The organism is Micromonospora sp. NBC_01392 (assembly GCF_045040125.1).
GTDB lineage: Bacteria > Actinomycetota > Actinomycetes > Mycobacteriales > Micromonosporaceae > Micromonospora.
This window is the reverse complement of the sequence record NZ_CP109549.1, coordinates 2,385,736-2,411,165: the sequence shown is the minus strand read 5'-3', so window position 1 is coordinate 2,411,165 and position 25,430 is coordinate 2,385,736. Positions and strand designations below refer to the sequence as shown.

Annotated in this window: 20 protein-coding genes; 12 read left to right on the top strand and 8 right to left on the bottom strand. The window is 72.6% G+C overall.

Features of this window, described 5'->3' with window-relative positions:
• Positions 1–79: 79 nt before the first annotated feature.
• Positions 80–787: a TetR/AcrR family transcriptional regulator gene (locus tag OG767_RS11155; protein ID WP_405093330.1), complete on the bottom strand. Its 708-nt coding sequence runs from the start codon at positions 785–787 to the stop codon at positions 80–82.
• 100 nt (positions 788–887) lie between these two features.
• Between OG767_RS11155 and OG767_RS11150 the strand changes: the two genes are divergently transcribed.
• Positions 888–1,871, top strand: coding sequence for an NAD(P)-dependent alcohol dehydrogenase (locus OG767_RS11150; protein ID WP_405093329.1), 984 nt, complete (start codon positions 888–890; stop codon positions 1,869–1,871).
• Between the two features lie 57 nt (positions 1,872–1,928).
• Here OG767_RS11150 and OG767_RS11145 read toward each other — a convergent pair whose 3' ends face one another.
• Together OG767_RS11145 and OG767_RS11140 are read right to left on the bottom strand one after the other, a co-directional pair.
• Positions 1,929–2,420 (bottom strand): hypothetical protein, encoded by a 492-nt coding sequence (locus OG767_RS11145; protein ID WP_405093328.1) that lies wholly within the window; start codon positions 2,418–2,420, stop codon positions 1,929–1,931.
• Between the two features lie 4 nt (positions 2,421–2,424).
• Complete coding sequence (locus OG767_RS11140; protein ID WP_405093327.1) at positions 2,425–5,775, bottom strand: ALF repeat-containing protein; 3,351 nt, start codon at positions 5,773–5,775, stop codon at positions 2,425–2,427.
• 320 nt (positions 5,776–6,095) lie between these two features.
• Between OG767_RS11140 and OG767_RS11135 the strand changes: the two genes are divergently transcribed.
• Both OG767_RS11135 and OG767_RS11130 read left to right on the top strand, forming a co-directional pair.
• Positions 6,096–6,635: a phosphatase PAP2 family protein gene (locus OG767_RS11135; RefSeq protein ID WP_405093326.1), complete on the top strand. Its 540-nt coding sequence runs from the start codon at positions 6,096–6,098 to the stop codon at positions 6,633–6,635.
• Positions 6,636–6,679: 44 nt separating this feature from the next.
• Positions 6,680–7,423 carry an SAM-dependent methyltransferase gene (locus OG767_RS11130; protein ID WP_405093325.1) on the top strand — a complete coding sequence of 248 codons (744 nt, stop codon included), beginning with the start codon at positions 6,680–6,682 and terminating at the stop codon, positions 7,421–7,423.
• A gap of 38 nt (positions 7,424–7,461) precedes the next feature.
• Here the strand turns inward: OG767_RS11130 and OG767_RS11125 are convergent, their stop codons facing one another.
• From OG767_RS11125 to OG767_RS11115, 3 genes are all read right to left on the bottom strand, one after another.
• Positions 7,462–8,502 (bottom strand): hypothetical protein, encoded by a 1,041-nt coding sequence (locus OG767_RS11125; protein ID WP_405093324.1) that lies wholly within the window; start codon positions 8,500–8,502, stop codon positions 7,462–7,464.
• Positions 8,466–9,602, bottom strand: coding sequence for a transporter substrate-binding domain-containing protein (locus tag OG767_RS11120; RefSeq protein WP_405093323.1), 1,137 nt, complete (start codon positions 9,600–9,602; stop codon positions 8,466–8,468). Before OG767_RS11120 ends, OG767_RS11125 begins: the two co-directional genes overlap by 37 nt.
• A gap of 147 nt (positions 9,603–9,749) precedes the next feature.
• The gene (locus tag OG767_RS11115) at positions 9,750–10,901 is read right to left on the bottom strand and encodes a trypsin-like serine protease (protein WP_405093322.1); all 1,152 of its coding nucleotides are present in this window, start codon (positions 10,899–10,901) and stop codon (positions 9,750–9,752) included.
• Positions 10,902–11,068: 167 nt separating this feature from the next.
• Here OG767_RS11115 and OG767_RS11110 point away from each other — a divergent pair, with 167 nt between their 5' ends.
• The 5 genes from OG767_RS11110 to OG767_RS11090 all read left to right on the top strand — a co-directional run bounded on the left by OG767_RS11110 (position 11,069) and on the right by OG767_RS11090 (position 17,761).
• Complete coding sequence (locus OG767_RS11110; protein ID WP_107156381.1) at positions 11,069–11,440, top strand: helix-turn-helix transcriptional regulator; 372 nt, start codon at positions 11,069–11,071, stop codon at positions 11,438–11,440.
• Between the two features lie 436 nt (positions 11,441–11,876).
• Positions 11,877–13,397, top strand: a complete 1,521-nt coding sequence (locus OG767_RS11105) for an arabinofuranosidase catalytic domain-containing protein (RefSeq protein WP_405093321.1) — start codon at positions 11,877–11,879, stop codon at positions 13,395–13,397.
• A 99-nt stretch (positions 13,398–13,496) separates the two neighbouring features.
• On the top strand, positions 13,497–15,200 hold the full coding sequence (locus tag OG767_RS11100; protein WP_405094191.1) for a family 43 glycosylhydrolase: 1,704 nt from the start codon (positions 13,497–13,499) through the stop codon (positions 15,198–15,200).
• Between the two features lie 12 nt (positions 15,201–15,212).
• Positions 15,213–16,331: a ricin-type beta-trefoil lectin domain protein gene (locus OG767_RS11095; protein ID WP_405093320.1), complete on the top strand. Its 1,119-nt coding sequence runs from the start codon at positions 15,213–15,215 to the stop codon at positions 16,329–16,331.
• Positions 16,332–16,408: 77 nt separating this feature from the next.
• Complete coding sequence (locus OG767_RS11090; protein ID WP_405093319.1) at positions 16,409–17,761, top strand: ricin-type beta-trefoil lectin domain protein; 1,353 nt, start codon at positions 16,409–16,411, stop codon at positions 17,759–17,761.
• A 44-nt stretch (positions 17,762–17,805) separates the two neighbouring features.
• Here the strand turns inward: OG767_RS11090 and OG767_RS11085 are convergent.
• Both OG767_RS11085 and OG767_RS11080 read right to left on the bottom strand, forming a co-directional pair.
• Positions 17,806–18,596, bottom strand: a protein-coding gene (locus OG767_RS11085; protein WP_405094181.1) for an IS5 family transposase whose coding sequence is annotated in 2 segments (ribosomal slippage) — positions 17,806–18,260 and positions 18,260–18,596 — 792 coding nt in all. Because the reading frame shifts where the segments join, the coding sequence is not laid out codon by codon here.
• 136 nt (positions 18,597–18,732) lie between these two features.
• A complete protein-coding gene (locus OG767_RS11080) occupies positions 18,733–20,505 on the bottom strand; it encodes a ricin-type beta-trefoil lectin domain protein (protein ID WP_405093318.1) in 1,773 nt (590 codons plus the stop codon).
• 216 nt (positions 20,506–20,721) lie between these two features.
• On the opposite strand from OG767_RS11080, the gene OG767_RS11075 reads away from it, so the two are divergent.
• The 4 genes from OG767_RS11075 (at position 20,722) to OG767_RS11060 (ending at position 25,417) form a co-directional block, all read left to right on the top strand.
• On the top strand, positions 20,722–21,960 hold the full coding sequence (locus tag OG767_RS11075; protein ID WP_405093317.1) for an extracellular solute-binding protein: 1,239 nt from the start codon (positions 20,722–20,724) through the stop codon (positions 21,958–21,960).
• 4 nt (positions 21,961–21,964) lie between these two features.
• The gene (locus OG767_RS11070) at positions 21,965–22,852 is read left to right on the top strand and encodes a carbohydrate ABC transporter permease (protein ID WP_405093316.1); all 888 of its coding nucleotides are present in this window, start codon (positions 21,965–21,967) and stop codon (positions 22,850–22,852) included.
• A gap of 62 nt (positions 22,853–22,914) precedes the next feature.
• Positions 22,915–23,676 (top strand): carbohydrate ABC transporter permease, encoded by a 762-nt coding sequence (locus OG767_RS11065; RefSeq protein WP_405094190.1) that lies wholly within the window; start codon positions 22,915–22,917, stop codon positions 23,674–23,676.
• Between the two features lie 37 nt (positions 23,677–23,713).
• The gene (locus OG767_RS11060; protein ID WP_405093315.1) at positions 23,714–25,417 is read left to right on the top strand and encodes an amylo-alpha-1,6-glucosidase; all 1,704 of its coding nucleotides are present in this window, start codon (positions 23,714–23,716) and stop codon (positions 25,415–25,417) included.
• Positions 25,418–25,430: the final 13 nt, after the last annotated feature.

The following is a 25,430-nucleotide window of genomic DNA, read 5'->3' as shown; positions in this document are numbered from 1 at the left end:
GCGTGCCAGCCGGGGTGCACACGGACGCCGGCCGGCTTCCGGCCGGACCAGCCCCTTCCCGGGCGGGTCGCCGGCCGGATCAGGGTGAGGACGTCCAGCCCTGCCGGTGCAGCCGTTCGACGCCGTCCAGCAGCAGGTCCAGCGCGAACTCGAACTCGAACTGGTCGTCGCAGCCCGAACCGACCACCGATCCGTCCTCGTGGGATGCCGCCCCGGCGACCTCCGCGAGGTGCGGGAACCGCGCGGCGGCCTCCGGCGGGAACGCGGCCGACGGCTCGGGCCCGGACGTGCCGGACCGGCCGGCGCGCCGGGACGCGTCGAACAGTTCCTGGCTGAAGCCGAGGATCCGGCTGCCCATCGCGTGCATCACGTGGTGTGCCAGGTCGACGGAGAACCCGCCGGCCCGGAACACCTCGACCATGGAGTCGAGGTAGGCCAGGACGCCGGGCGTCGCGGCGTCGCGCGTCTCGATCGCCAGCGACGCCCAGGGGTGGCGCCGGAGCATCTGTCGCGCGGAGAGCACGCGTCGGCGGATCGTGTGTTTCCAGTCGCCGTCGGGGGCCGGCGGGTCGATCTCGGCGACGACCGCGTCGATCATGCCGTCGAGCAGTTCGTCCTTGTTGGCCACGTGCTTGTAGAGGGCCATCGGCACGACGCCCAACTCCTGGGCGAGGTTGCGCATGCTGAGGGCGGCGATGCCGGCCTCGTCGGCGAGCGCGACGGCGGTCCGCAGGATCCGTGCCCTGCTCAGTGGCGCCCGGCGCGCCACGTCGGCCTGCTCAGCCATCTCGTCCTCGCTCCCGGCGGCGGTGGTTGAACACTAACCGTCTTGACAGGTGTACGCCGTACACCGACCATAGGTGTACGGCGTACACCTAGGAGGCACGATGAAGGCGATCGTCCAGGACCGGTACGGCCCGCCGGAGACGCTCACGCTGGCGGACGTTCCGGTGCCGCAACCCACCGCCGACCAGGTGCGCGTGCGGGTCGAGGCCGCCGCGCTCAACGCGTACGACTGGCACGCCACGCGCGGCGACCCGTGGCTGGCGCGACTGGCGATGGGGCGCACGCGGCCCCGGGCCCGCATCCGCGGACGGGACTTCGCCGGCCGGGTCGAGGCCGTCGGCGCCGACGTCCGGCAGGTGCGCGTGGGCGACCCGGTCTACGGCGACCTCGGCGACGCCAACGGCGCGTTCGCGGAGTACGTGTGCGTACCCGAGGACCTGGTCGCGGCGGCGCCGGCGAACCTGACACCGCAGCAGGCGGCGGCGCTGCCGCTGGCCGGCACCACCGCGCTGCTGGGGCTGCGCGACGCCGGGCGGGTCCAACCCGGGCAGCGCGTCCTGGTCAACGGCGCCTCCGGCGGCGTCGGCACCCTGGCCGTCCAACTGGCCAAGGCGTTCGGCGCGACAGTGACCGCGGTCTGCAGCACCCGCAACGTCGACCTGGTCCGCACGCTCGGCGCCGATCACGTGATCGACTACACCCGCGACGACTTCACCCGCGACCCGCGCCGCCACGACGTCGTGTTCGACCTGGTCGGCAACCGCTCGCTCACCGCGCTGCGGCGCGCGCTGACCCCGACCGGGACGCTGGTGCTCTCCGGCGGCGGCGTCTACCGCGGCGGCCACCTCGTCGGACCGGTCTGGCTGCTCACGCGTGGCCGGCTGGTGGCGCCGCTCGTCCGGCACCGCATCGTCGTCCTCGCCACGACACCCGGTCGGCAACACCTCGACGCGCTGCGCGCCCACGCCGAAGCCGGCCACCTCACACCGGTCGTCGACCGCACCTGTCCGCTCGCGGAGGTGCCCGCCGCCCTCCGCTACCTCGAAGGCGGGCACGCCCGCGCGAAGGTCGTCATCACCGGCTGACCCGCGAACGAGTGCCGGACGAGGCCCGTCCGGGCCCCGACCGGCACTCCTCCGCCGTCAGCAGGACTTCTTCGCCGCGCGGCGGAACGCGTCCTCGGTGACCGCCTTCCGCTTGCCGCCGGGCTCGCCGACCAGGACCTGATCCGGCGGGAGCGCGGCCAGTTCCGCCAGCGTGAAGCGGACCGGCACGGTGCCCTGCCCGCTGTCGAAGGCGGAGGCGGTGTACTCCGTACCGGGCTGGAACGCGGTGAGCGTCTGCCCGTCGACCGTCCACCCCGACGGCGACTGCAACAACCGGACCTCGTCGACGGCCCCGCCGGCGCCGCGGTCGGCGTCCCACTGCACCGGCGGGGAGACCCCCTCGGTGGAGACGCTCACCCGGTCCGCGTCGAACGTGTCGCAGCCGACGATCAGCATCGTGGGTTGCCCGTCCACCTGGCGCACCGCGGTCACCCGCTTCGCGGCCGGCGAGCACGCGGAGACGGTGGCCACGGTGGCGAGCGTCGCGAGGACGCCCGCCACCCGGATCAGCCGGGACGGCCTCAGCATCGGCTCACCAGCAGAGACCCAGCATGCACTTGGCCACCGGTTCGAGCCAGCTGGGTTGCGCCGGTTCCTTGCCATGCTCCCAGTATCCGCCCTTCCAGGGATTGGCCCCGATCTCCCACGGGTTGGCGTCGCCGTCGGTGCCGGTGAGCAGGTACGACAGGGCGGTGCCGGAGAAGTAGAGCGCCAGGAAGTTCGGCGGGCTGAAGTGCTGCCACTGATCGGAATGTCGTGCCTCGTGTTCGAGCAGGTCCGGGCCGTACGTCCCGGCGTCCACGCCGGCCTGGCGCAGCGCCTCCCGCTCGGCGGCCTCGGCGTTCACGGTCTGGAGCAGCTCACTCGACGAGTCCGGGTAGAGCAGGTAGTCGCCGATCGTGATCGGCCGCCCGTTCGGGGTCTGCACGCCGTAGCAGATCATCTGCTTCTGGCCGGCGAAGCACTGGCCGCCCCACAACTTGACGGCCGCCTGGGCCAGCAGGTTGTTGCCGAGCAGTTGGTTGCCCAGTCGGAACGGCGGGTCCCGTGGCGGGTCCTGACCCGGGACCGGCACCTCCCAGGGGCTCTGCTCGGGGCCGCCGCGGGACTGCTCCTCCCGCTGCAACCGCACCGCGGCGTCGAGCGCCGCCAGGGCGTCCGCCGCCGCCTCCTGCGCGCTCTTGCCGGCGGCCAGCGCCGAGGCGCGGGCCTGCGCGGCAGCCCGCTGGGCGGCGTCGGCGTAGGAGGCGGCCCGGGCCGCGGCGGCGTCGGCCGTCGCGGCGGACCGCGCCGCCGCCTGGGCGTCCCGCTGCGCGGCGGCCGCCGCGTCGCGGGCCACCTGCGCCGACGCCGCGGCCTGCACCGCGGACGCCGCCGCCTGCTGCGCCGAGGTGCGGGCCTGGTCGGCGTAACCGGCGGCCTGGCTGGCCGCGGTGGCGGCCTGCTCGGCGTAGCGCGCCGCGTCCTGGGCCGCCTTGCGGGCGACCGCCGCCACCCGCTGCGCCTCCGCGGCGTCCCGGCGGGCGTCGGCGGCGTACCGCAGCGCCTCGGAGACCAGACCACGGACCCGGGCGATGTGGGTGGCCGTCTCGGCGTCCCGACGCTGCGCGCGGAACTGCCCGTCGGTGAGGAAGTCCTTCAGGTACGACCGGGGGCCGGTGAGCGCGATCTGGGCCATCGACTTCACCTCCGGACCACCAGCGGTCATGATCTGGCCGACCCGGACCCGGTCGTCCAGCTCGGCCGCGGCGTACTGCCCGGTGGTCAGGAACTCGTGCCGGTCGGCGGGGGTGCCGTTGAGCGCGGCCTGCCCCGCCGCCTTCATCTGGGTACCGCCGGCGGTCATCAACTGACCGATCCTGATCCGGTCGTCGGTGTCCTTGCCCGGGTACTCCCGGGTCTCCAGGAAGGTGACCACGGTGTCGTGCGAGCCGGTCAGCGCCGTCTCCGCCGCCGTCTTGAGCGCCGGCTTGTCGGCGGTGGCGGCGATGTGCCGGACCTTCATCCGGTCGTCCTCCTCGGCGGCGGCCTCCCGCCCGGTGGCGAGGAAGCTGCGGAGATCGGCCTCGGAGCCGGCGAGCGCCGCGCCCGCCGCCGCCCGGGTCCAGTCGCCGCCGGTGGTCATCAGACGCGCGGCGGCCCGACGCCCGCTGGACAGGACGACCTCCGACGAGGCGCCGGGGGCGCTGGCCTCGGCCAGCCACTGCCGGGTCTGCTCGTCCAGCCGCGCCTCCTCCGCGGCGTCCGCCGCGGCCCGGTCCAGTCGCTCCTGCTCGGCGACGCGCGCCTCGGCCGCGTCCGCCTTGCCCTCCTCGGTCTGGTCGGCCAGGCGTTCGGCGTCCGCCAGGCGCGCGTCCTCCTCCACCTGCACGGCCTGGTTGGCCGCCTCGGTCGCGGTGTTCGCGGCGGTGGTCGCGGCGGTGGCGGCCGCCGTCGCCCGAGCCGCTGCGGTGGCGGCCTCGCCGGCGTGCGCCGCGGCGTCGTCCGCGGCCACCGCGGCTGCCTCCGCGTGCTTCGCCGCGTCCAACGCCGCCTGGTACGCCTGCCGGGCGGCCTGCGCCGACTTCAGCGCGAACCGCTCGGCGGCGTTCGCGGCGCGGGTCGCCGCCGCGGCGTTGCGTTGGGCCGCCGCGGCGGCGGCCCGGGCCCGCGCGGCCTCCGCCGCCGCCACGTTGGAGTAGTTGCCGGCGGCCGCGGCCGCCGTCGCCGCGGCGGCGGCGTTGTTGCCGGCGCTGGCCGCGGCGGATGCCGCGCCGCTGGCGGCCTGGGCCGCGTTGCCGGCGGCGAGCGAGGCGTCGGCCGCCTTGCGGGCGTTGACCGCCACCTGGCGTGCCTCGGCGGCGGCCGTGCGGGCCGCCGCGGCCTTGGTCGCGTCGGTCGCCGCGTTGGCGGCGGCGCCGAACGCGCGGGACGCCGCCTGCCCGGCGAGCGTGGCCGCCGAGGCGGCGCGCGCGGCGGCGTTCGACGCCAGCCGGGCGGCGTTGTTGGCCGCCCGCGCGGCGCCGACCGCGGTGCGGGCCGCGTCGGCCGCCCGGGCCGCCGCGTCCGCCGCCCGGGCGGCGGCGCTGGACGCGCGCTTGGCCGACTCGCGGGCCGCCTCGGTCTCCGCCTTGGCGCGCTCGGCGGCGGCCTTGGCCAGCCGGGCCGCCTCCACCGCCTGCGCGGACGCGTTCTTGGCGGCCTCGGTCTCCTCGGCCGCCATCTCGCCGGCCTCCTTGGCCTGGCTGACCAACTGGGTGAGCGTGCTCACCTCCTGGTCCCGGGCCCGTGCCACGTGCTGCCCGCGGACCAGGAAGTCACGCAGGTCCCGGTCGGTGCCGGCGAGCGCCTGCTGCGCGGCCTCGCGGACGGCGGGACCACCGGCGGTCATGATCTGGCCGATCCGCACCCGGTCGTCGAGCATCCGCGCGTTGCCCAGCTCCAGGAAGAAGAACCGCTCCAGGTCCTCCGGGGTGCCGGTCAGCGCGCGCTGGGTCGCGGCCTTCACCTGGGGACCGCCCACGGTCATCACCTGGGCGGCGCGGACCCGCAGGTCGAGGGCGAGCGGCGCCTCGTAGCCGCTCTCCAGGAACCGCTGCACGTCGGCCGGGGTGCCGGCCAACGCCGCCTCGGCCGCCTGCCTCGTGTTGGACCCACCGATCTCCTGGTACTGCTCCACCACGGCCCGGCTGTCGTGCGCCACCGCTTCGGAATAGCCGGTGTCGAGGAACTCGCGGAGGTCCGCGTCCGAGCCGGTCAACGCGACCTCGGCCGCCCGCGAGACGGCGGGGCCGCCGGTGCGCATCAGCTCCACGCAACGGGCCCGGTCCGCCGGCGTCAGCGGATCCGCCGCGCTGGCCGGTGACGCGAACGTCGTCGCTGTCACGATCATGGTGGTGGTCATGGCGATGACGGCACGTAGTGTCGTCCCGCCCGGGCGCCTTCGGCGACCTCTCACGGCCTGTTCCCCCGTTCGTCCACTGGCAACGCCGGCAAAGGAGTTCCGGCGCGGCCAGGCTATGTTCGCCGGGAGCAGCGCGATGTCCCGTGTGGACGAACCACCACAATCGTCGATACCCGCCGGTCCCGGGGGCGCACCGCGGCGGCGCGCCCCCGGGCCGGCGTGCGGAATTCGGCGCTTTCCCGGCCTGCGGCGACGCCCGTGTGCGAGCGTGGAAGCCCACCCGGACACGGGTCGGGCAGCCGAGGAGGGGCGGTGGCGTCGTGAACTACCACCTGTTCCAGGTGATCAACGCCGGGGCGGGGCGGGTCGACGCCGTCGACGACGCGTTCGAGTGGGCGGCGGTCTGGTTGATCTACCTCCTGGGGGCGTTGGCGGTGGTGCCGGTGGTCCGCGCCGGCCGGCCGGCCGCCGGCGCCGTGGCGCGCGTGCTCGCCGCGCTCGCGCTCGCGTTCGCGCTGGGCCGGGTGACCGCCGCGCTCAGCACCGAGGTACGGCCGTTCCAGACCCATCACGTGCACCAGTTGATCCCGCACGCGACCGGTCCGTCGCTGCCCAGCGACCACGCCACCGCCGCGTTCACCCTGGCCCTCGCGGTCGGCGTCTTCCTGTCCCGGCGCTGGGGCGCGGTGCTCACGATCCTGGCGGTGGTCATCGGCTTCGCCCGGGTCTGGACCGGCGTGCACTACCCCGGCGACATCGCCGCCGGCGCCCTCGTCGCCGCCGTCGCCGTCGTCACGGTCGCGGTCACGACCCGCCGCTTCGCGCGCCGGTTCCGGCCGCACCCCGACCCGGCCCCATGAAATGTGCCGACGTCGCGCCCGGCCGCTGGTGTTCACTGTCAACCGTGGATCGTCAACGACTCAGTGACATCGCGCACTCGCACCACCCGATCGCGGCGCCGGTCTCCGGCGTCAACGTCAACCGGCTCCTGCGCCGGGCGGACCGGCGGCCGGCGGCGCGCATCCTCGACCTCGGCTGCGGGCGGGCGGCCTGGGCCATGCAGGCCCTCGCCCACTATCCGGACGGCCACGCGGACGGCGTCGACGTCAGCCACCACGCGCTCGAACACGCCGCCGCGGCGGCCGAGACGCGCGGCCTCGCCGACCGGCTGACGCTGCACGAACGCGACGCCCGCGGCTACGTGCCGGACGGCGACTACGACCTGGTGCTGTGCGTGGGTTCGACGCACATCTTCGACGGCTTCGCCGGGACGCTGCGGGCCGCCGGCCGGCACGTGAACCCGGACGGGATCCTGCTGGTGGGTGAGGGCTTCTGGCAGGCGCCGCCGACGCCGGAGGCGCTGGCCGCGCTGGAGGCGAAACCGGAGGACCACACCGACCTCGCCGGCCTGGTGGACGCCGCCGAGGAGGCCGGCTGGACCCCGGTGTACGCGCACCTCAGCGACGCCGCCGAGTGGGACAACTACGAATGGTCGTGGGTCGGCTCGCTCACCGAGTGGGCGCTCGACAACCCCGGCCACCCCGACGCCGCCGAGGCGCTCACGGTCGCCCGGGCGCACCGGGACGGATGGTTGCGCGGTTACCGCAACCTGCTGGGTTTCGCGACCCTGGTGCTGCGCCGCACCTGACCACCGGTCGCCACACCGCCACGGGGACGGACCGACCGTCAACGCGGGGCCCGGCCGCGCTGGTCCCCGGCGGGGAGACGGCCGTCGCAGCGAACGTCCCGCACGGTGACCGGCCGCCGGAGCATCATCCAGTCGAGCACGGTCTCCTCCACCGGCCAGCCGTGCACCGCCACCACGCCGTACGGCACCGCACGGGCCTGCGGGCAGAGAACCTGCGAACGCACGTGGTCGTTGGGCAGGAACCGGACGACGGCCGCCCGGTCCAGCATGATCGTCGAGGTGTCGGTGACGGTGATCAACGCACCGAGCACCACCTCCGGGGCGACCTCGCCGCCCCCCGTCGCGGTCTCGGAGACCGGTGGGGCGACCTCGACCGCGGTGGTGGGCAGCACCGGCGCCGCCAGGAAGACCGCGCCGGTCACCAGCGGCAGCACGGCCGCGACCGCGTACGCCAGGCCGTGGGTGACCGCCGGCGCGATCCACCCGGGGATCGCGCCGGTGAGCAGCACGGTGGCGGCGGGCGGCACCACCAGCAGCACGGCGGTGGTCGGCTCACCGACGTGCAGCGCCGCCCACGCGGCCGGGGCCAGCGCGGCGTACTCCAGCACCGCCACGGCCAGCGGGATCGCCACGCTGACCAGGAGGATCCGGTTCGGCTGGTCGGGATACAGGTAGCGGGTACGCAGCGCGAGCAGGCAGAGCGCCAGCATCAGCAGGGTCGGCAGGAAGCGGAGCTGCCAGGTGAGCGCGCCGAGCGCGACCGCCGCGGTGGCCACCCAGCCGGGGGTACGCGCCGTCCAGGAGGCGAGCAGCGACCGGTCCGGGTCGAAGCGCTCCGGGGCGCTGAGCCGCAGCAGCCGCCCGAGCACCCCGAACATCAGCACGACCAGTGGGAAGGCCCAGACCAACGCGATCAGCAGCGCGCTGAGCAGGCCCAGCGGGCTGACGTACTGCACCAGCAGCAGCATCGTCGACATGTCCTGGCGGCTGAGTTGCCACAGCCGCAGCACCAGGAGCAGGACGGGAAACGCGGGGAGGAGCGTCAGCAGCCACTGCTGCGCCTGCCGGGCCCCGGCCATCCGGCGGGGCCGGCCGCTCTTGGCCGGGCCGCCGGTGATCCGGAGGATGCCGGGGCCGGCAGTGCGATCCTCTCCCACGGCCACTGCCGTACCTCCACCTTCCTGGGGTCGGGCTGCTGCTGTACCGCGACCGGCTGCGGGAGGTTGAAACGCTGCTGCCAGCGGAAGTTGGCGTCGTACGCCTGCTCCCAGGCCGAGTTCCGCGGGTTCGTGGCCGAGTCGTCGAGCGCGAGATCCACCAGGTCGCGGAGCGCCTCGTTCGGGCCGGTGTTGACGCCCCACTTCTCCGCGGCCGACTCGCCGATGTCCCAGTGCCGCAGCGGCTTGGCGTTGCGGAGCAGGCTCGGGAAGCGCTGACCCTCGTCGCCCGACCGGTCGCCGGTGACGAAGCCGGCGAGGATCGCCGCGTCGCTGCTGACCGCGTCCACCTTGCCGTCGTGCAGCTCCTGCACGCACTCACTGATCCGGTTCCGGCCGATCGGCTTCGCCCGGGCCTGACGCAGGCGCGGAATGGCGGTCGAGGTGGTCAGCGTGCAGACGGTCCGACCGGCCAGATCCTCCAGGCTGCTCACCGGGCCCTTGTCGCTGGCCAGCGTCACGACCGACTGCTCGGTCTGCAGGTAGGCCGCGGAGAAGACGGCCCCCTCCTCCTCTTCCCGCTCCTTCGTGATGCTGTAGGAGGCGATCACCATGTCGACGGTGACGAACCCGTCGCGGTCGCGGGCCTGGCGGCGGGCCCGGTCCTCGCTCTCCATGGGCAGGAACCGCACCTGGGACCGGTCGAACCCGAGGTAGCCGGCGATCAGGTAGGCGATGTCGACGTCGAAACCCTTCCAGACGTCGTTCGACAGTCGCTGGGAGACCCCGGGTTGGTCGTCCTTGAGCCCGATGAGCAGTTGCGCCTTGCCCTTGAGACCGGCCCGCTCCATCAGGTCGTCGCGGGTCGGTGGGCCCAACTGGAGCACGATCGGGATCATCGCCGCCGCGAGGAGGGCCAGCACGACCACCAGCCCCACCAGCCGGAGCTGACGGATCCGGGTGGTCCGCGACGACGCGCCCGGCGTCGGCCCGGACGGGGCCGGCTCGCCTGCCTGATTCACCTGTGCCCTCCCCCGTTGCGCCCGGTGGGCGTCAGCGGTTCCATTGTCGGGTCCGTGGCAAGGCGGGGACGAGCCGCCATGAGGGTCGGGATGCCGACCGGCCAGGAGCACCGGAGATGTCGGTGCCCCTGGCCGGCCGGTCGGTCGTCAGTACGCGGACTCGACCACGTCGAACTTCTCCCATGGGCCGATCTCGGCCCGGTTGGCGATCAGCGGGTTCGCCCCGCCGTTGTCGGCGGAGACGTACTTGCTGTTGGCGTTGGCCAGCAGGCTGGTGCTGCCGTCGCTGTTCCGGACGAGCGTGAACTTCTCCCACGCGCCGAGCGCGGCGGCGTTGGCGATCAGCGGCGCGACACCCCCGTTGACCGGCGCGGTCACGTACCGGTTCACGGTCCGCGAGTAGAGGGCGACGTACCCGCCGCCGACGTCGATCCGGTCGAACTTCTCCCAGGCGCCGATGGTGGTGCGGCTGGCGATCAGCGGGGTGGTCAGGTGCCCGCCCATGGTGACGTACCGCGAGTTCACCCGGGCCCGGAGGCCGATCACCAGCGGGACGGTCGCCTTGCCGGCCACGATCCAGTCGCCCAGGTCGTCCACCCGCGTGGCGGTGGCGGTCCGGCGGGTCTCGGTCTCGCCGAGGCAGCCGCCCTGCCATGACCGGTCGTGCACGCCGACGAGGGTCACCACCCCGGCGGCCGTACGCAGGGCCGGGCCGCCCGCGTCACCACGACAGAGCGTGGCTCCGGAGGCGGTGCCGTCGAGTTCCACCGAGGCGGCGGCGACGCCCCGTACGGTGACGTCGCCGGCGTGCAGCCGGTCCGGGACCCACTCGGTGGCGGTGCGGCCGTATCCGGCCGCGGTGAGCTGCTCGTCGACCACCGGGGCGGTGCCGATCGTCACCGGCGCGACGCCGGTGGCGGACTTCTCCAGGCGCAGCAGGACGACGTTGCGCGTCGGGTGTGGCACGACGCTGATCACGGCGAGCCGGTGCCCGCCGGTCGAGGACAGGTCCGTCCGGCCGACGGTGACGGTGGTGGGGCGTGGCGGTGCGCCCGCCGGGACCGTCTGCGGATCCTCCGCCAGGCACGTGGTGGCGGTCAGCACCCACAGCGGATCCACCAGCGCCCCGGTGCAGGCCCGCAGGTCGTTCTCCACCTTGGCGGTGAACGCGTAGGTCCCGTCCGCGACGGGCGCGGCCCCGCCAACCGCCTGCGCGGCCGCGCCGCTCAGCATGCTCGCACCGACGATCGCGACCGCGAGGGCCGACCCCCAGCGCGCCGCATGTCGCTTGAATCGCATCTTCCTGACTCCCCGCGTGGTGTGTTCATCGACCGGCATGGAGGGCCGAGACTAGGTCATCCGATCTTCGGATGTGGTCCCGTCCGGCGCTCCGCCCGGTCCCGCGGAGATTCACCGCCGGTGATGGTCGGCGGTTTTGCCGTCCCATTGATGGTGTCGGTGCGACTATGGAGGGCGTGGGAACTGCGAAAACAGCGATGCCGTCCATCTCGCCGCTGACCGGCGAGCCGATCAAGCGTGCCGACGCCGAGCGCCTCGCGGGCGTCCTGAAGGCGTTCGCCGACCCGGCTCGGCTGCGGCTGATCAGTCTGATCCAGTCCGCCCCGGAGGGTGAGGCGTCGGTGAGTGACCTGACCGCCCCGCTCGGGCTGTCCCAGCCGACGGTGAGCCATCACCTGCGCATCCTCACCGAGGCCGGGCTGCTCGAACGCGAGAAGCGCGGGGTCTGGGCGTACTACCGGGTGGTGCCGTCCGCGATCGCCGCCATCGCCGACCTGCTGACCCCGCCGCGCAAGCGGGCGACGAAGCGGACGCGCTGAGCGCCGTCTTGCCCCCCGGCGGAGTCGCCGTGCACGCCGGGTGACAGGCGCGCCGAGCCTGATGCGGACCAGGGCGGAGAACCGGTCCGCCCTGCCTCCGGGCGGGTCGCTCGACCGATCCGGGCGACGGCTCGGGCCGTGGCCTGCCCGAGCCGTGCCCGAAGCTCCGGCCCGAATGCCCGGCCCGCTCGCCGCGCGGTCGTCGACATCGATGTGTTCTAATTACTCACGTCGATGTTCGCGATAACATCAGCGACCGGTATGCCACCACCGAGGCACCTCCGGGAGCGCCGCCTCGTGCCGGGCCGGACACCTCGCGCGCCGCACGGGCGGCCGAGTGCGCGCAGCGGGTGTTAGCGCTTCACCGACGGTCACCACCCGTGAGGCTCCGTGCCGGTACGGACGGCCCCGGAGCCTGCGCACCCGAGGAGCCGTCATGGCCATCCCCCGTCCCCGATCCCTCCGCTCCGGACGACCACGACTGCTGGTCGCCACCCTGGCCCTCGTCCTGACCGCCGGCGGCACCGTCCTGACCGCCCAGGCCCGGACGGCGGTCGCCGCCCCCGGGCCGGGCGCCGTCGTGGGCGTGCAGTCCGGACGCTGCGTGGACGTACCGAACGGCAGCACCACCAACGGCACCCAGGTCCAGCTGTACGACTGCACCGGCGCGGCGGCACAGACCTGGACCTACACGTCGGCGCGGCAGTTCACGGTCTACGGGACCAAGTGCCTGGACGCCAACGGCCGGGGCACCAGCCCGGGCACCGCCGTGATCATCTGGGACTGCAACAGCCAGGCCAACCAGCAGTGGACCGTCAACGGCGACGGCACCATCACCGGTCAGCAGTCCGGGCTCTGCCTGGACGCCAACGCCGCCGGCACCGCCAACGGCACCAAGCTGATCCTCTGGACCTGCAACGGCCAGGCCAACCAGCGGTGGACCACGTCCACCACGCCGTCGTCCCCGCCGCCCACCTCGCCGCCGCCGACCGGTGGCCGGCCGTGTGACATCTACGCCGCCGGCGGCACGCCCTGTGTGGCGGCGCACAGCACCACCCGCGCGCTGTTCTCGGCGTACGGCGGCAACCTCTACCAGGTCCGTCGCTCGTCGGACAGCGCCACCCGCAACATCGGCGCGCTGGGCGCCGGCGGCTACGCCGACGCCGCCGGCCAGGACGCGTTCTGCGGCGGCACGACCTGCGTGATCACTGTCGTCTACGACCAGTCGGGACGCGGCAACGACCTGTGGTACCAGGGCTCCGCGCAGGTCCCCGGCTCCTCGTCCAGCCGGCCCGCCACCGCGACCAGCGAGGCGCTGACCGTCGGCGGCGCGAAGGCGTACTCGCTCTACATCAACCCCGGCAACAGCTACTGGCGCGACGGTCACCTGACCGGCGTGCCGACCGGCAGCGCGCCGGAGGGCATGTACATGGTCACCAGCGGCACGCACGTCAACAGCGGCTGCTGCTTCGACTACGGCAACAGCGAGACCACCCGCAGCGCGGACGCCGCCGGCGCGATGGACGCGATCTACTTCGGCACCAGTTGCTGGTTCGGCGGCTGCTCCGGCAGCGGCCCCTGGGTCCAGGCCGACCTGGAGTGGGGCCTCTACCCCGGCGGCAGCCAGACCTGGAACCCCAACCAGCGCGCCTTCACCAGCAAGTTCGTCACCGCCACGCTGAAGAACAACGGCACCTCACGGTTCGCCATCAAGGGCAGCAACGCCCAGTCCGGCAACCTGTACACGCTCTACGACGGGTCGCTGCCCCCCGGCTACAGCCCGATGAAGAAGCAGGGCGCGATCATCCTGGGCAGCGGCGGCGACTGCTGCAAGCCCGGCGGTGGCGCCAACCTGAGCGCCGGCACGTTCTACGAGGGCGCCATGGTCGCCGGTTATCCGTCCGACGCGACGGAGAACGCGGTCCAGGCCAACGTCGTGGCCGCCGGCTACCGCTGAGATCTCCCCGCACCCCCCACCACCGAGAGGAAAACAATGTTAGCGCTATCAAAGCGAGCCGGCCGACGCCGGCTCGCGCTGATCGCCAGCCTGCTCGCGATGATCGGGTTGTTCCCGGCGATCGCCCGGGCGGACAACCCGATCGTGCAGACGATCTACACGGCCGACCCGGCACCGCTTGTCTACAACGGCCGGGTCTACCTCTACACCGGCCACGACGAGGACAACTCGACCTGGTTCACCATGAAGGAGTGGCGGGTCTACTCGTCCGACGACATGGTCAACTGGACCGACCACGGTTCCCCGCTCAGCCTCGCCACCTTCAGCTGGGCCAAGCAGGACGCGTGGGCCGGCCAGGCGATCTACCGCAACGGCAAGTTCTACTGGTACGTACCCATGGTCGTGCGGGCGACCGGCCAGATGGGCATCGGGGTGGCGGTCGCCGACAGCCCGACCGGCCCGTTCCGGGACGCCATCGGCCGTCCGCTGGTGAGCAACGGCGAGATCGACCCCACCGTGTTCATCGACGACGACGGCCAGGCGTACCTCTACTGGGGCAACCCGAAGCTGTGGTACGTCAAGCTCAACGCGGACATGACCTCGTACTCGGGCAGCCCCACGCAGATCCCGCTGACCACCGCGGGCTTCGGTACGCGGACCGGGGACGCGAACCGGCCCACCCTGTACGAGGAGGGGCCGTGGGTCTACAAGCGCAACAACCTCTACTACAACGTGTTCGCCGCCAAGTGCTGCTCGGAGTTCCTCGCCTACTCGACCGCACCCGGCCCGCTCGGGCCGTGGACCTACCGCGGGACGGTCATGCCCACCCAGGGCAGCAGCTTCACCAACCACCCCGGGATCGTCGACTACAAGGGCGGCTCCTACCTCTTCTACCACAACGGCGCGCTACCGGGCGGCGGTGGTTTCACCAGGTCGGTGGCGGTGGAGAAGTTCACCTACGGCGCGGACGGCTCGATCCCGACCATCTCCATGACCACCACGGGCGCGCCGCAGGTCGGCACGTTGAACCCGTACGTCCGGCAGGAGGCCGAGACGATCGCCTGGGGGCAGGGCGTCGAGACCGAGGTGGCCAGCGGTGGCGGGATGAACGTCGGCTACATCGACAACGGGGACTACATCAAGGTCAAGGGCGTGGCGTTCGGCACCGGTGCGACCTCGTACACCGCCCGGGTGGCCTCGGCCGGTAGCGGCGGCAGCATCGAGCTGCGCCTGGACGGCACCAGCGGCCCGCTCGTGGGCACCTGTCGGGTGTCCGGCACCGGCGGGTGGCAGACCTGGGCCGACACGACCTGCGGGGTCAGCGGCGCCACCGGCACCCACGACCTGTACCTGCGGTTCACCGGCGGCAGCGGCTCGCTGTTCAACCTCGACCACTGGCGGTTCAGCTCCGGCACCAGCACCCCGCCGACCGACCCGCCGCCCACCACCCCGCCGCCGACGACCCCGCCGCCCACCACTGCACCGCCGACCACGCCGCCGCCGACCAACGGCCCCTGCACCGCCAGCTACCGCACCACCAGCACCTGGTCCGGTGGCTTCCAGGGCGAGGTGACGGTCACCGCCGGCACCTCGGCGATCAACGGCTGGACGGTGGGCTGGAGCCTGGCCGGCGGCCAGAGCATCAGCCAGATCTGGGGCGGGACGCTGAGCACCAGCGGCTCCACGGCGACGGTCCGCAACGTGTCCTACAACGGCTCGGTGCCGGCCGCCGGCTCGACCACGTTCGGCTTCCTCGCCAACGGCTCGCCGTCGACCCCGTCCCTGACCTGCACCAGCCCCTGAGAGGAGTAGACATTGCGTACCGGAAAATGGCTCGCCGCGGTTGCGGCGCTGGCCCTGTCGGTCACCGGCGTGCTGGCCCCGGCCGGCCCGGCGGCGGCCGAGTCCAACGGCGGGGTGCGGGTGATGCCGCTCGGTGATTCGATCACCGAGGGCACCCAGGTCCCGGGCGGCTCCCGGATCGGGCTGTGGCAACGGCTCGCCGCCGGTGGCTACCGGATCGACTTCGTCGGCTCCCAGTTCAACGGGCCGGGCAACCTCGGCGACCACGACCACGAGGGCCACCCGGGCTGGCGGATCGACCAGATCGACGCCAACATCACCGGCTGGCTCAACACCTACCAGCCGCGCACCGTGCTGCTGCACATCGGCACCAACGACATCCTGCAGAACTACAACGTCTCCACCGCGCCGAACCGGCTCTCCACACTGATCGACCGGATCACCACGACGGCGCCCAACGCCGACGTGTTCGTGGCGCAGATCATCCCGTTGGCCAACGCCGGCCAGGAGTCGGCGGTGCGGACGTTCAACGCCGCCCTCCCCGGCATCGTGCAGTCCAAGGTGAACGCCGGCAAGCGTGTCCACCTGGTCGACCAGCACGCGGCGCTGACCACCGCCGACCTGATCGACGGCATCCACCCGACGGCCACCGGCTACGACAAGATGGCCGCCGTCTGGTACGCCGCGTTGCAGTCGGTGTCGGGCAGCATCGGCACCCCGGGCACCGGCGGCGGCACCTACCAGAACGTGCAACTGGTCGGTGCCGGCTCGGGTCGCTGCCTGGACGTGCCGAACGGCAGCACCACCAACGGCACCCAGGTGCAGTTGTACGACTGCTGGGGCGGCACCATGCAGCGCTGGACGTACACCGCCAGCAAGCAGTTGCAGGTGCTCGGCAACAAGTGCCTGGACGCGAACGGGCGCGGGACCGCGAACGGCACCGCAGTCATCATCTGGGACTGCAACGGCCAGGCCAACCAGCAGTGGAACCTCAACGCCAACGGCACCATCAGCGGCGTGCAGTCCGGCCGCTGCCTGGACGCGGCCGGCTACGGCACCGTCAACGGCACGCGGATCAACCTGTGGGACTGCCACAACGGCTCCAACCAGCTCTGGACCCCCCGCAGCTGACCTGAAAGGCGGGGCCCCTTCTTAACGCCTCCGGCATAGAAGGGGCCCCTTCTCACTCTTGACGGAAGGAGTACGTCATGCCGAGACATCGGCTCGTCGTCGGCGTCGTCGCGGGGGTGGCGGGGCTCGTGCTCGCCATGAGCGGCGCCGCGCTCGCCGCCGGGCAAGGGCCCGTCGGCGTCGGCCCGCTGGCGGCGACCGCCGGCTGCGGCAAGGCGCCGGCGCTGACCAGCGGCTCGCACACGATCTCCAGCGGCGGCCAGAACCGCTCGTACATCCTGCGGATCCCCGACAACTACGACAACAACCGCCCGTACAAGCTGATCTTCGGCTTCCACTGGAACGGCGGCACCGCGGGTGACGTCGACTCCGGCGGGACCAGCGGCTATCCCTGGTCCTACTACGGGGTCCGGGCGCTGGCGAACAACAGCGCGATCTTCGTGGCGCCGCAGGGCAACGGCAACGGCTGGGCCAACCCGAACGGTCAGGACCTGACCTTCGTCGACGACATGGTCCGCACGTTCGAAGCCGGCCTCTGCGTCGACACCACGCAGCGGTACGCGATGGGCTTCAGCTACGGCGGCGGCATGAGCTACGCCCTCGCGTGCGCCCGGGCGAACGTGTTCCGCGCGGTCGCGGTCTACTCGGGCGCGAACCTCAGCGGGTGCAACGGCGGCACCCAGCCCATCGCGTACCTGGGAATTCACGGGCTGCGGGACGGCACGCTGCCGATCTCGGCGGGGCGTTCGCTGCGCGACCAGTTCGTCCGGAACAACGGCTGCACCCCGCAGAGTCCGCCCGAGCCGGCGCAGGGCAGCCTGACGCACGTCGTCACCTACTACTCGGGCTGCCGGGCCGGCTACCCGGTCGCCTGGGCCGCGTTCGACGGGCCGCACGCCCCCAACGCCGTGGACGGAACCGCCGACCCGTTCGCACCCGGCGAGCGGTCCTGGACCCAGGCGGTGGTCTGGCGGTTCTTCACCCAGTTCGACGGCACCACGCCGACGAACCCGCCGACCACGCCGCCGCCGACCACCTCGCCGCCGACGTCCGCCCGGCAACTGGCGGGTGAGCAGTCCGGCCGGTGCGTGACCGCACCGGGCCAGAGCTCCGGTACGCAGGTGCAGTTGCAGGACTGCGCCGGGCAGTCCGGCCAACTCTGGACCGCCACCTCCGGCCGGCAGTTGCAGCTCGCCGGCAACCTCTGCCTGGACGCGAGCGGCGCCGGCACCGCCAACGGCACCGCGGTGATCGTGTGGACCTGCAACGGGCAGCCCAACCAGCAGTGGAACGTCAACGCGAACGGCACCGTCACCGGCGTGCAGTCGGGGCTCTGCCTGGACGCGAACGGCCAGGGCACGGCCAACGGCACACGGCTGGTGCTCTGGTCCTGCAACGGCGGCGCCAACCAGCGGTGGAGCTGGCGCTGAGGTGTGAGGCGGGGCCCCTTCTATGCAGAATGCGTTAAGAACTCCTAACGTTGGAGTTGGCGCCAGCAGATGAGGGCGCAGGCGAGGCTGAGGAAGGCTTCGTGGATGTCGTCGCGGATTTCCCAGCGGATGCGTAGGCGGCGGAACCAGTGCAGCCAGGCGATGGTGCGTTCGACGACCCATCGGTGGGTGCCGAGGCCGGAGCCGTGGGGTGTGCCGCGTCGGGCGATGACGGGGGTGACGCCGCGGGCGCGGATCTGTTGGCGGTGGCTGTCGTAGTCGTAGCCCCGATCGGCGTACAGCCGGTCGGGGCGCCGCCTCGGTGGTCCTGGCCGGCCGCCGATGGGCGGGATGGCGTCGAGTAGGGCGGTGGTCTGGGTGGAGTCGTGCCTGTTGCCGCCGGTCAGCGTGACGGCGAGGGGGATGCCGCTGGCGTCGGTGATGACGTGGTGTTTCGAGCCAGGCTTGCGGCGGTCGACCGGGCTCGGGCCGGTTTTGGGCCGCCCTTGAGCGCCCGGATGTGGGAGCCGTCGATCACCGCCCTGGACATGTCCAACTGCCCCGCGCCGCGCAGCCGGGCCAGCAGCACCTCATGCAGCCGTTGCCACACGCCGGCGTTGTTCCAGTCCCGCAACCGGCGCCAGCAGGTCATTCCGGAGCCGAACCCGAGCTCCTGAGGCAGGTACTCCCAGGGGATCGCGGTGTAGAGCACGAACAAGATCCCGCACAGCACCTTGCGGTCATCGAAGGGCTTACGCCCTGGATACCGGCTGCGCCGTGGTGGGCGGGGTGGCAGCAGCGGTGCGATCTCGGCCCACAACTCGTCCGAGACGATCCACGGCGGCTGCTCACCCCTCCTCACGTTCAGAGGAAACGACCCTCACGTCCGGTCGGTTACGCCCACCATCATTAAGTTCGGTTACGCCCACCATCATTAAGTTAGGACCTCTAAGAAGGGGCCCCGCCTTACGTCAGGGGCGGAGGGTCCAGCGCTGGTTGGCGCCGTTGAGGCACTGCCAGAGCTGGACCTTGGTGCCGTTGGTGGTGCCGAACGCGCTGGCGTCCAGGCACAGCCCGGACTGCACGCCGGTGATCGAGCCGTCGGCGTTGAGGTTCCACTGCTGGTTGGCCTGGCCGTTGCAGTCCCAGATGACCACCGCGGTGCCGTTGGCGGTGCCCTGACCGGACGCGTCCAGGCACTTGGTGCCGTACACCGTGAGCTGTTTGCCCGAGGTGTAGCTGAAGCGCTGGTTGGCGCCGCCGTTGCAGTCCCAGAGCTGGGCCTGGGCGCCGTTGGTGGTGGTGGAGCCGGGCACGTCCACGCACCGGCCGGACTGGCCGCCGACGATCTGGACGTTCTGGTTGGTGGGTCCGCCGCCGCCGGGCGGCAGCAGGGTGACGGTGGACGTGTCGTTGATGTTCGCGTGCGACACGGTGACCGTGGTGCCGTTGTTGGCCAGTGTCACCACGCTGTCCCGGACCGTGACCGGGCCGGCCACGGCGCCGCCGTTGTTGTACGGGATGTTCTGCACAACCACCCGGACCTGGTTGTTGACCACCAGGCCGCTGGTGGCGTCGAGCCGCTGGAGGTTGACCGCCACGTTGCCGGTGGTCGAGTTGCCGCCGACCAGGATCTTCGCCGAGCCGGCGTCCCGGGTGGCGAACGCGTCGTAGGAGGCGCTCGGCGTGACCGCGACGACCTGGCCGGTCATCGAGCCGTAGAACTGGTAGGCCCACCATTCGCCCCTGGGCTGGTACTGCCCGCTGGAGTTGCGGGTGAGCAGGCTGGCCAGGTCGTTGTGCAGGTTCTGGCCGCCGGCCCAGTTGGCCCGTAGCCCGTCCGCGCCGGCGCGTTCCAGCCGGGCCAGGTACCACGCCCCGCCGGCCGGGTTCTGCTGGTTGGACGCGCCGTACTCGTTGATCTGGTGCGCTCGCGGGTGCGGGATCCCCCGGGAGTCGAGCGTCTGGTTGGCGGTGGCCACGTTCGCCACCGGGTCGCCGGGCAGCGAGTGCCAGCTGAAGATGTCCGGCACCACGTTGTTGGCCTTGACGTAGTCGAGGTACTGCGTCCACCACCCGCTGGTGGACGGCACGCAGGCGCAGCTCGGCCCCACGATCAGCATGCCCGGGAACGTGGCGCGGATGCGTTGGTAGGTGCGTCGCCACAGCTCGAAGTACTGCGACTGGGGCCGGTTCCAGAACAGGCTGATGTTCGGCTCGTTCCAGATGTCCCACTGCACCGTGATGCCGGCCGCGCGCACGTCGGCGAAGAGCCGGTCCAGGAAGCGGTCGTAGTCGCTCCAGTCGCCGTTGTCGCCGGGGAAGCGGCTGATCGCGGCGCCGTCGGCGCCCCACAGGTCGTGGTCGAGCAGCACGAACGTGCCGCCCAGGGCCGTGGTGCGCCGGGCCTGCGCCACGGTGGCGGTCCACCGGCGGTCGTAGCCACCGCCGACCCAGCCCTGGCCCGGCAGTTGGGCGCCCCCGGCGCGCATGGCCCGGAACCGTACGTCCCGGAAGTAGTTGTCCGGCGGGTTCTGACCGTTCTCGGTCATCCCGTAGATCCAGCCCGAGCCACGGTAGGTCGGCGTACCGAGCGCGGTGGAGAAGGTGACGGTGAGCGACTCGTCGGCGGCCCGGGCGGGGGCCGCGACGACCGCGAGCGAGCAGACGACGGCGACGGCGCCGGCCGCGATCCGGGCGGCGAGGCCACGGATCCGGGGTGCCCGGGGGCGGGGGAGGTCCACTGGTGACTCCTTCGGCAGGGCGGGGATGCTGCGGAGGACGTCCTGGCGAATCGATTCGCCGCGCAGCTTAGGCTTTGACATCGATAAATGTCAACGCGATGACCCGCCCGTGACATCGGTGTTTCCTGAGCAGGCATCGAACATCTTGACCGTCTTGCCGGAGCGGCCTATGTTCGGTCGAACCGATTCGCCCACCGCTTGCCGAGGGGGCACACCATGACGACATCCGCGTGGCGGCGGGGCGTGGCCGGCGCCGCCCTGACCGCTCTCGTCCTCGCCGGCGGCGCCTGCGCCGCGACGGACGGCCCGGATCGCGGCACCGGCGGGGCCGCGTACACGATCTGGGACCCGTATCCGCAGTTCGCCGCCGGATCCGACTGGGAGAAGCTGCTCCAGAGCTGCGGCAGCGCCGCGGGCGTGACGGTGCGCCGCACCGGTTACGACACCACCGACCTGACCAACAAGGCGCTGCTCGCGGCCCAGCAGAGCAACTCACCCGACGTGCTGATCATCGACAACCCGGTGATCTCGACGCTGGCCCAGGCCGGCGCGTTGACCTCGGCGGACGAGACCGGGCTGGACACCTCCGCGTCCGCGCCCAACCTGCTCGGCGCCGGCCGGCTCGACGGCAGGGCGTACGGCGTCCCGATCGGGGCCAACACGCTCGCCCTCTGGTACAACAAGGATCTGCTGGGTCGGGCCGGCGTGGACGTCGCGTCGGTGACGGACTGGCCCTCGCTGACCGCCGCGCTGGCGAAGGTCACGGCCGCCGGCAAGAAGGGCATCACCTTCTCGGCGATCGGCACCGAGGAGGGCAGCTTCCAGTTCCTGCCCTGGTTCTGGGGTTCCGGCGCCCGCCTCACCGCGCTGGACTCGCCGCCGGCGGTGTCCGCGCTGACGCTGTGGAAGGACTGGCTGACCCGGGGGTACGCGCCGAACTCCGTCATCAACAACACCCAGACGACCAGTTGGCAGGAGTTCGCCGGTGGTGACTTCGCGTTCGCCGAGAACGGCACCTGGCAGCGCGCCAACGCCGAGAAGCTCGACTTCGCGTACGGGATCATCCCGGTGCCGGCCAGCGCCGGCGGCACCGCACCGGCCCCGACCGGCGGCGAGTTCGTCTCCGTCCCGGTGCAGCGCGACACCGGCCGGTACGACGTCTCGCGCCGCCTGGTGTCCTGCCTGACCAGCCCGGACAACCTGCTGACCACCGACACCACGCTGTCGTACGTCGCGCCGGTGGCGGCCGTGCAACGCGAACAGGTCGCGGCCGACCCCGCGCTGAAGGTGTGGGTCGACGCGGTGAACGCCGCCAAGGGCCGCACCGGCGACGACCTCGGCACGCGGTACCCGAAGATCTCCGAGCAGCTCTGGACCGCCGTGCAGGGCGCGCTCAGCGGTGCGAAGACGCCACGGGCGGCGCTGTCCGCCGCCCAGGGCGCGGTCGCCAAGTAGCTCCATGAGCCGAAACCGCACCGACAGGTGGACGGCGTGGGCGTTCCTGGCCCCGGTCACGATCTATCTGCTGGCCTTCTACGCCTACCCGCTCTACCGCAACGTCGAGTTGAGCCTGCGGCGTTACACGGTCCGGTCGTTCGTCTCCGGCGGCGCCCCGTTCGCCGGGCTGGACAACTACCGGGACGTGCTGACCCACCCGACGTTCGGGCCGGCGCTCGCCCACACGGCGGTGTTCACGGCGGTGTCGCTGCTGTTCCAATTCGCCATCGGGCTGGCGCTCGCGGTCTTCTTCCACCGGCACTTCCCGTTGTCGGCGACGCTGCGGGCGTTGTTCCTCGTACCCTGGCTGCTGCCGCTGATCGTCTCGGCCTCCACCTGGTCGTGGATGCTCAACAGCGACGCCGGCGTGGTCAACGCCGCGCTCGGCGCGCTCGGCGTCGACCCGGTCAACTGGCTGACGTCGCCGCGGTGGTCGCTGGTCTCGGTGATCATCGCGAACATCTGGATCGGCGTCCCGTTCAACCTGGTGGTCCTCTACAGCGGCCTCCAGGCGATCCCGACCGACGTGTACGAGGCCGCGGCGCTGGACGGGGCGAGCGGGCCGCAACGGTTCTGGCGGATCACGTTCCCGCTGCTGCGGCCGGTGTCGGCGATCACCCTGCTGCTCGGGCTGATCTACACGCTGAAGGTCTTCGACATCATCTGGATCATGACGCGGGGTGGTCCGACCGACTCGTCCACGACGTTCGCCACCTGGTCCTACCGGCTCGGCTTCGGCAGCCTGCTGCCCGAGTTCGGGCCGGGCGCGGCGGTCGGCAACCTGCTGATCGTGGTCGCCCTCGGGTTCGGGTTGGCCTACGTCCGGGCCCAGCGGAGGCAGCGGTGGTGAGCAGCGGGCGGGGCCGGGGCGGCTGGTGGCGTACCGGCCTGGGGTTGGTGTTCACCGCGTTGATGCTGTTCCCCGTCTACTGGATGGTCAACGTGTCCCTCACCCGGGACACCGACCTGCGCGCCGACCCGCCGCACCTGTTCCCGGCGCACGGCACCGTCGAGGGCTACCAGGCGGTGCTGCGCGACCAGTTGCCGTACCTCGGCACCAGCCTGCTGATCGGGCTCGGCACGGTGGCGCTGACCGTGGCCCTCGCCGCGCCCGCCGGCTACGCCCTGGCCACGTTGCGCCCGGTCGGCGGCGGCGTGCTCCGGTTCGTGCTGCTGATCGCGCAGATGATTCCCGGGATCATCATGGCGATGGGGTGCTACGCCATCTATCTCCGGCTCGGCATGCTCAACTCGGCGGCCGGTCTGGTGCTGGCCGACTCCACCATCGCCGTGCCGTTCGGCGTGCTGATCTTCACGGCGTTCATGTCCGGCATCCCGGGCGAGGTGCTCCAGGCCGCCGTGATGGACGGCGCGAGCCGGTGGCGGACGTTCCGCTCCGTGGTGCTGCCACTGAGCCGCAGCTCGATCATCACCGTGTCCCTGTTCGCCTTCCTCTGGGCCTGGTCGGACTTCCTGTTCGCGTCCACGCTGGACGCCGGCGGCGCCGCGCGGCCGGTGGCCCTCGGCATCTACCGCTACATCGGCAACAACAACCAGCAGTGGAACGCCATCATGGCGACCGCCGTGATCGCCTCCGTCCCCGCCACCGTCCTGCTGATCGTGGCCCAGCGGTACGTCGCCGCGGGCGTGACAGCCGGCGCGGTCAAGGACTGAGCGAGCCGTCCGCACCACAGAAAGGCAGTCACCGCAGATGACCGTCGCCCCCTCCGGCCCGACGTTCTCCGTCCGGGAGATCCCGTTCAGCCACTACGGGTCCTGGCTCAGCGTCTCCCCCGTGGTCGCCGAGCACACCTGGGCCGACGACCTGCACCTGGTCTCGCACCGCAACGGCATGCACCCGGTGCTCCGGTTCACCCCGCCGACCGACGCCGAGGTGACGGCCCGACCGGCGCTGCTGAGCTGGCACGACCGGCACGGCCGGGTCGAGGTGACCTACGCGGGCCCGGACACGCTCCGGCTGCGGGGCCGCGGGGCCGGGCTGCGGATCAGCGCCGCCGCCGCCAGCCTGACCCCGTTCAGCGGGACGTACCTCTACGACGACCCGGTGGACGCCGCGTTCGTGTTCACCTCGTACGAGACCGGCCGCCGGTACCGGGTCACCGTGCTCACCGGCGCCGCCGAGGCGGTCGGCACGCAGGCGCTCGGCACCGCGGCCCGCGGCCTGGTCCTGCCGGCCGACCGGCCGTGGGAGGTGGCGATCGAGGAGTACGCGACGGCCCGCCGACCGTACGCGGCCGACGTGGACTTCGACGACCTGGTCGCCGCCGCCGACGCGGACTTCACCGCGTTCGTCGAGGCGGTCGCCCCGTGGCGCGGTCCGGCGACCCCGGCCGCCGAGCTGGCCGGGTACGTGTTGTGGTCGGCCACGGTGGCGCCGGCCGGCTTCGTCACCCGGCCCGCCACGCTGATGTCGAAGCACTGGATGAACAAGGTGTGGAGCTGGGACCACTGCTTCAACGCGCTCGCGCTGGCGGCCGGCCGGACCGACCTCGCCCGGCACCAGTTCCACCTGCCGTTCGACCATCAGGATCCGGCCGGCGCGCTGCCCGACTCGGTGACGCACTCGGAGGTCCTGCACAACTTCGTCAAGCCGCCCGTACACGGCTGGGCGTGGCGGCAGTTGCGGCGACGGTCCGGTCGGGCGGTGCCGCGCGCGGAGCTGGTCGAGGTCTACGAGCGGCTGAGCCGGTGGACCACGTTCTGGCTGGACCACCGGCGGGCGCCCGGCCGGCGGCTGCCGCACTACCAGCACGGCAACGACAGCGGCTGGGACAACGCCACGACCTTCGACGACGACCGGGTGGTCGAGGCGCCCGATCTCGCCGCCCTGCTGGTGACGCAGGTGGAGTGCCTCGCGGAGCTGGCCGCCGAACTGGACCGCCCGGCGGAGGCGGCGCGGTGGGCCGACGTCGCCGGCGAGGTCCGCGACGCGCTGCTGGACGAGCTGTGGACCGGGGAGCGGTTCATCGCACGCAGCGCGCGGACCGGGCGAACCAGGTCCAGCACCAGCCTGCTCGACCTCATGCCGATCGTGCTCGGCGAGACGCTCCCGGCCGGTGTCGCCGCCACGCTCGCCCGCCGGATCGAGGCCCACCTCACCGAGCACGGGTTGGCCACCGAACCACTCGACTCACCGCACCACGTGGCCGACGGGTACTGGCGCGGTCCGATCTGGGCCCCGGCCACCGTCCTGATCGAGGACGGCCTGCGCCGGGCCGGGCACGTCGCGCTCGCCGACGAGGTCAGCCGGCGGTTCCGGCTGCTGTGCGAACGGTCCGGCTTCGCCGAGAACTTCGACGCCAAGACCGGCGCGGGCCTGCGGGACCGGGCGTACACCTGGACCGCCAGCGGCTATCTGCTGCTCGCCGGCGACGACCGGCGGCGGCGGGGGTGAGCGGAAGGCCCGG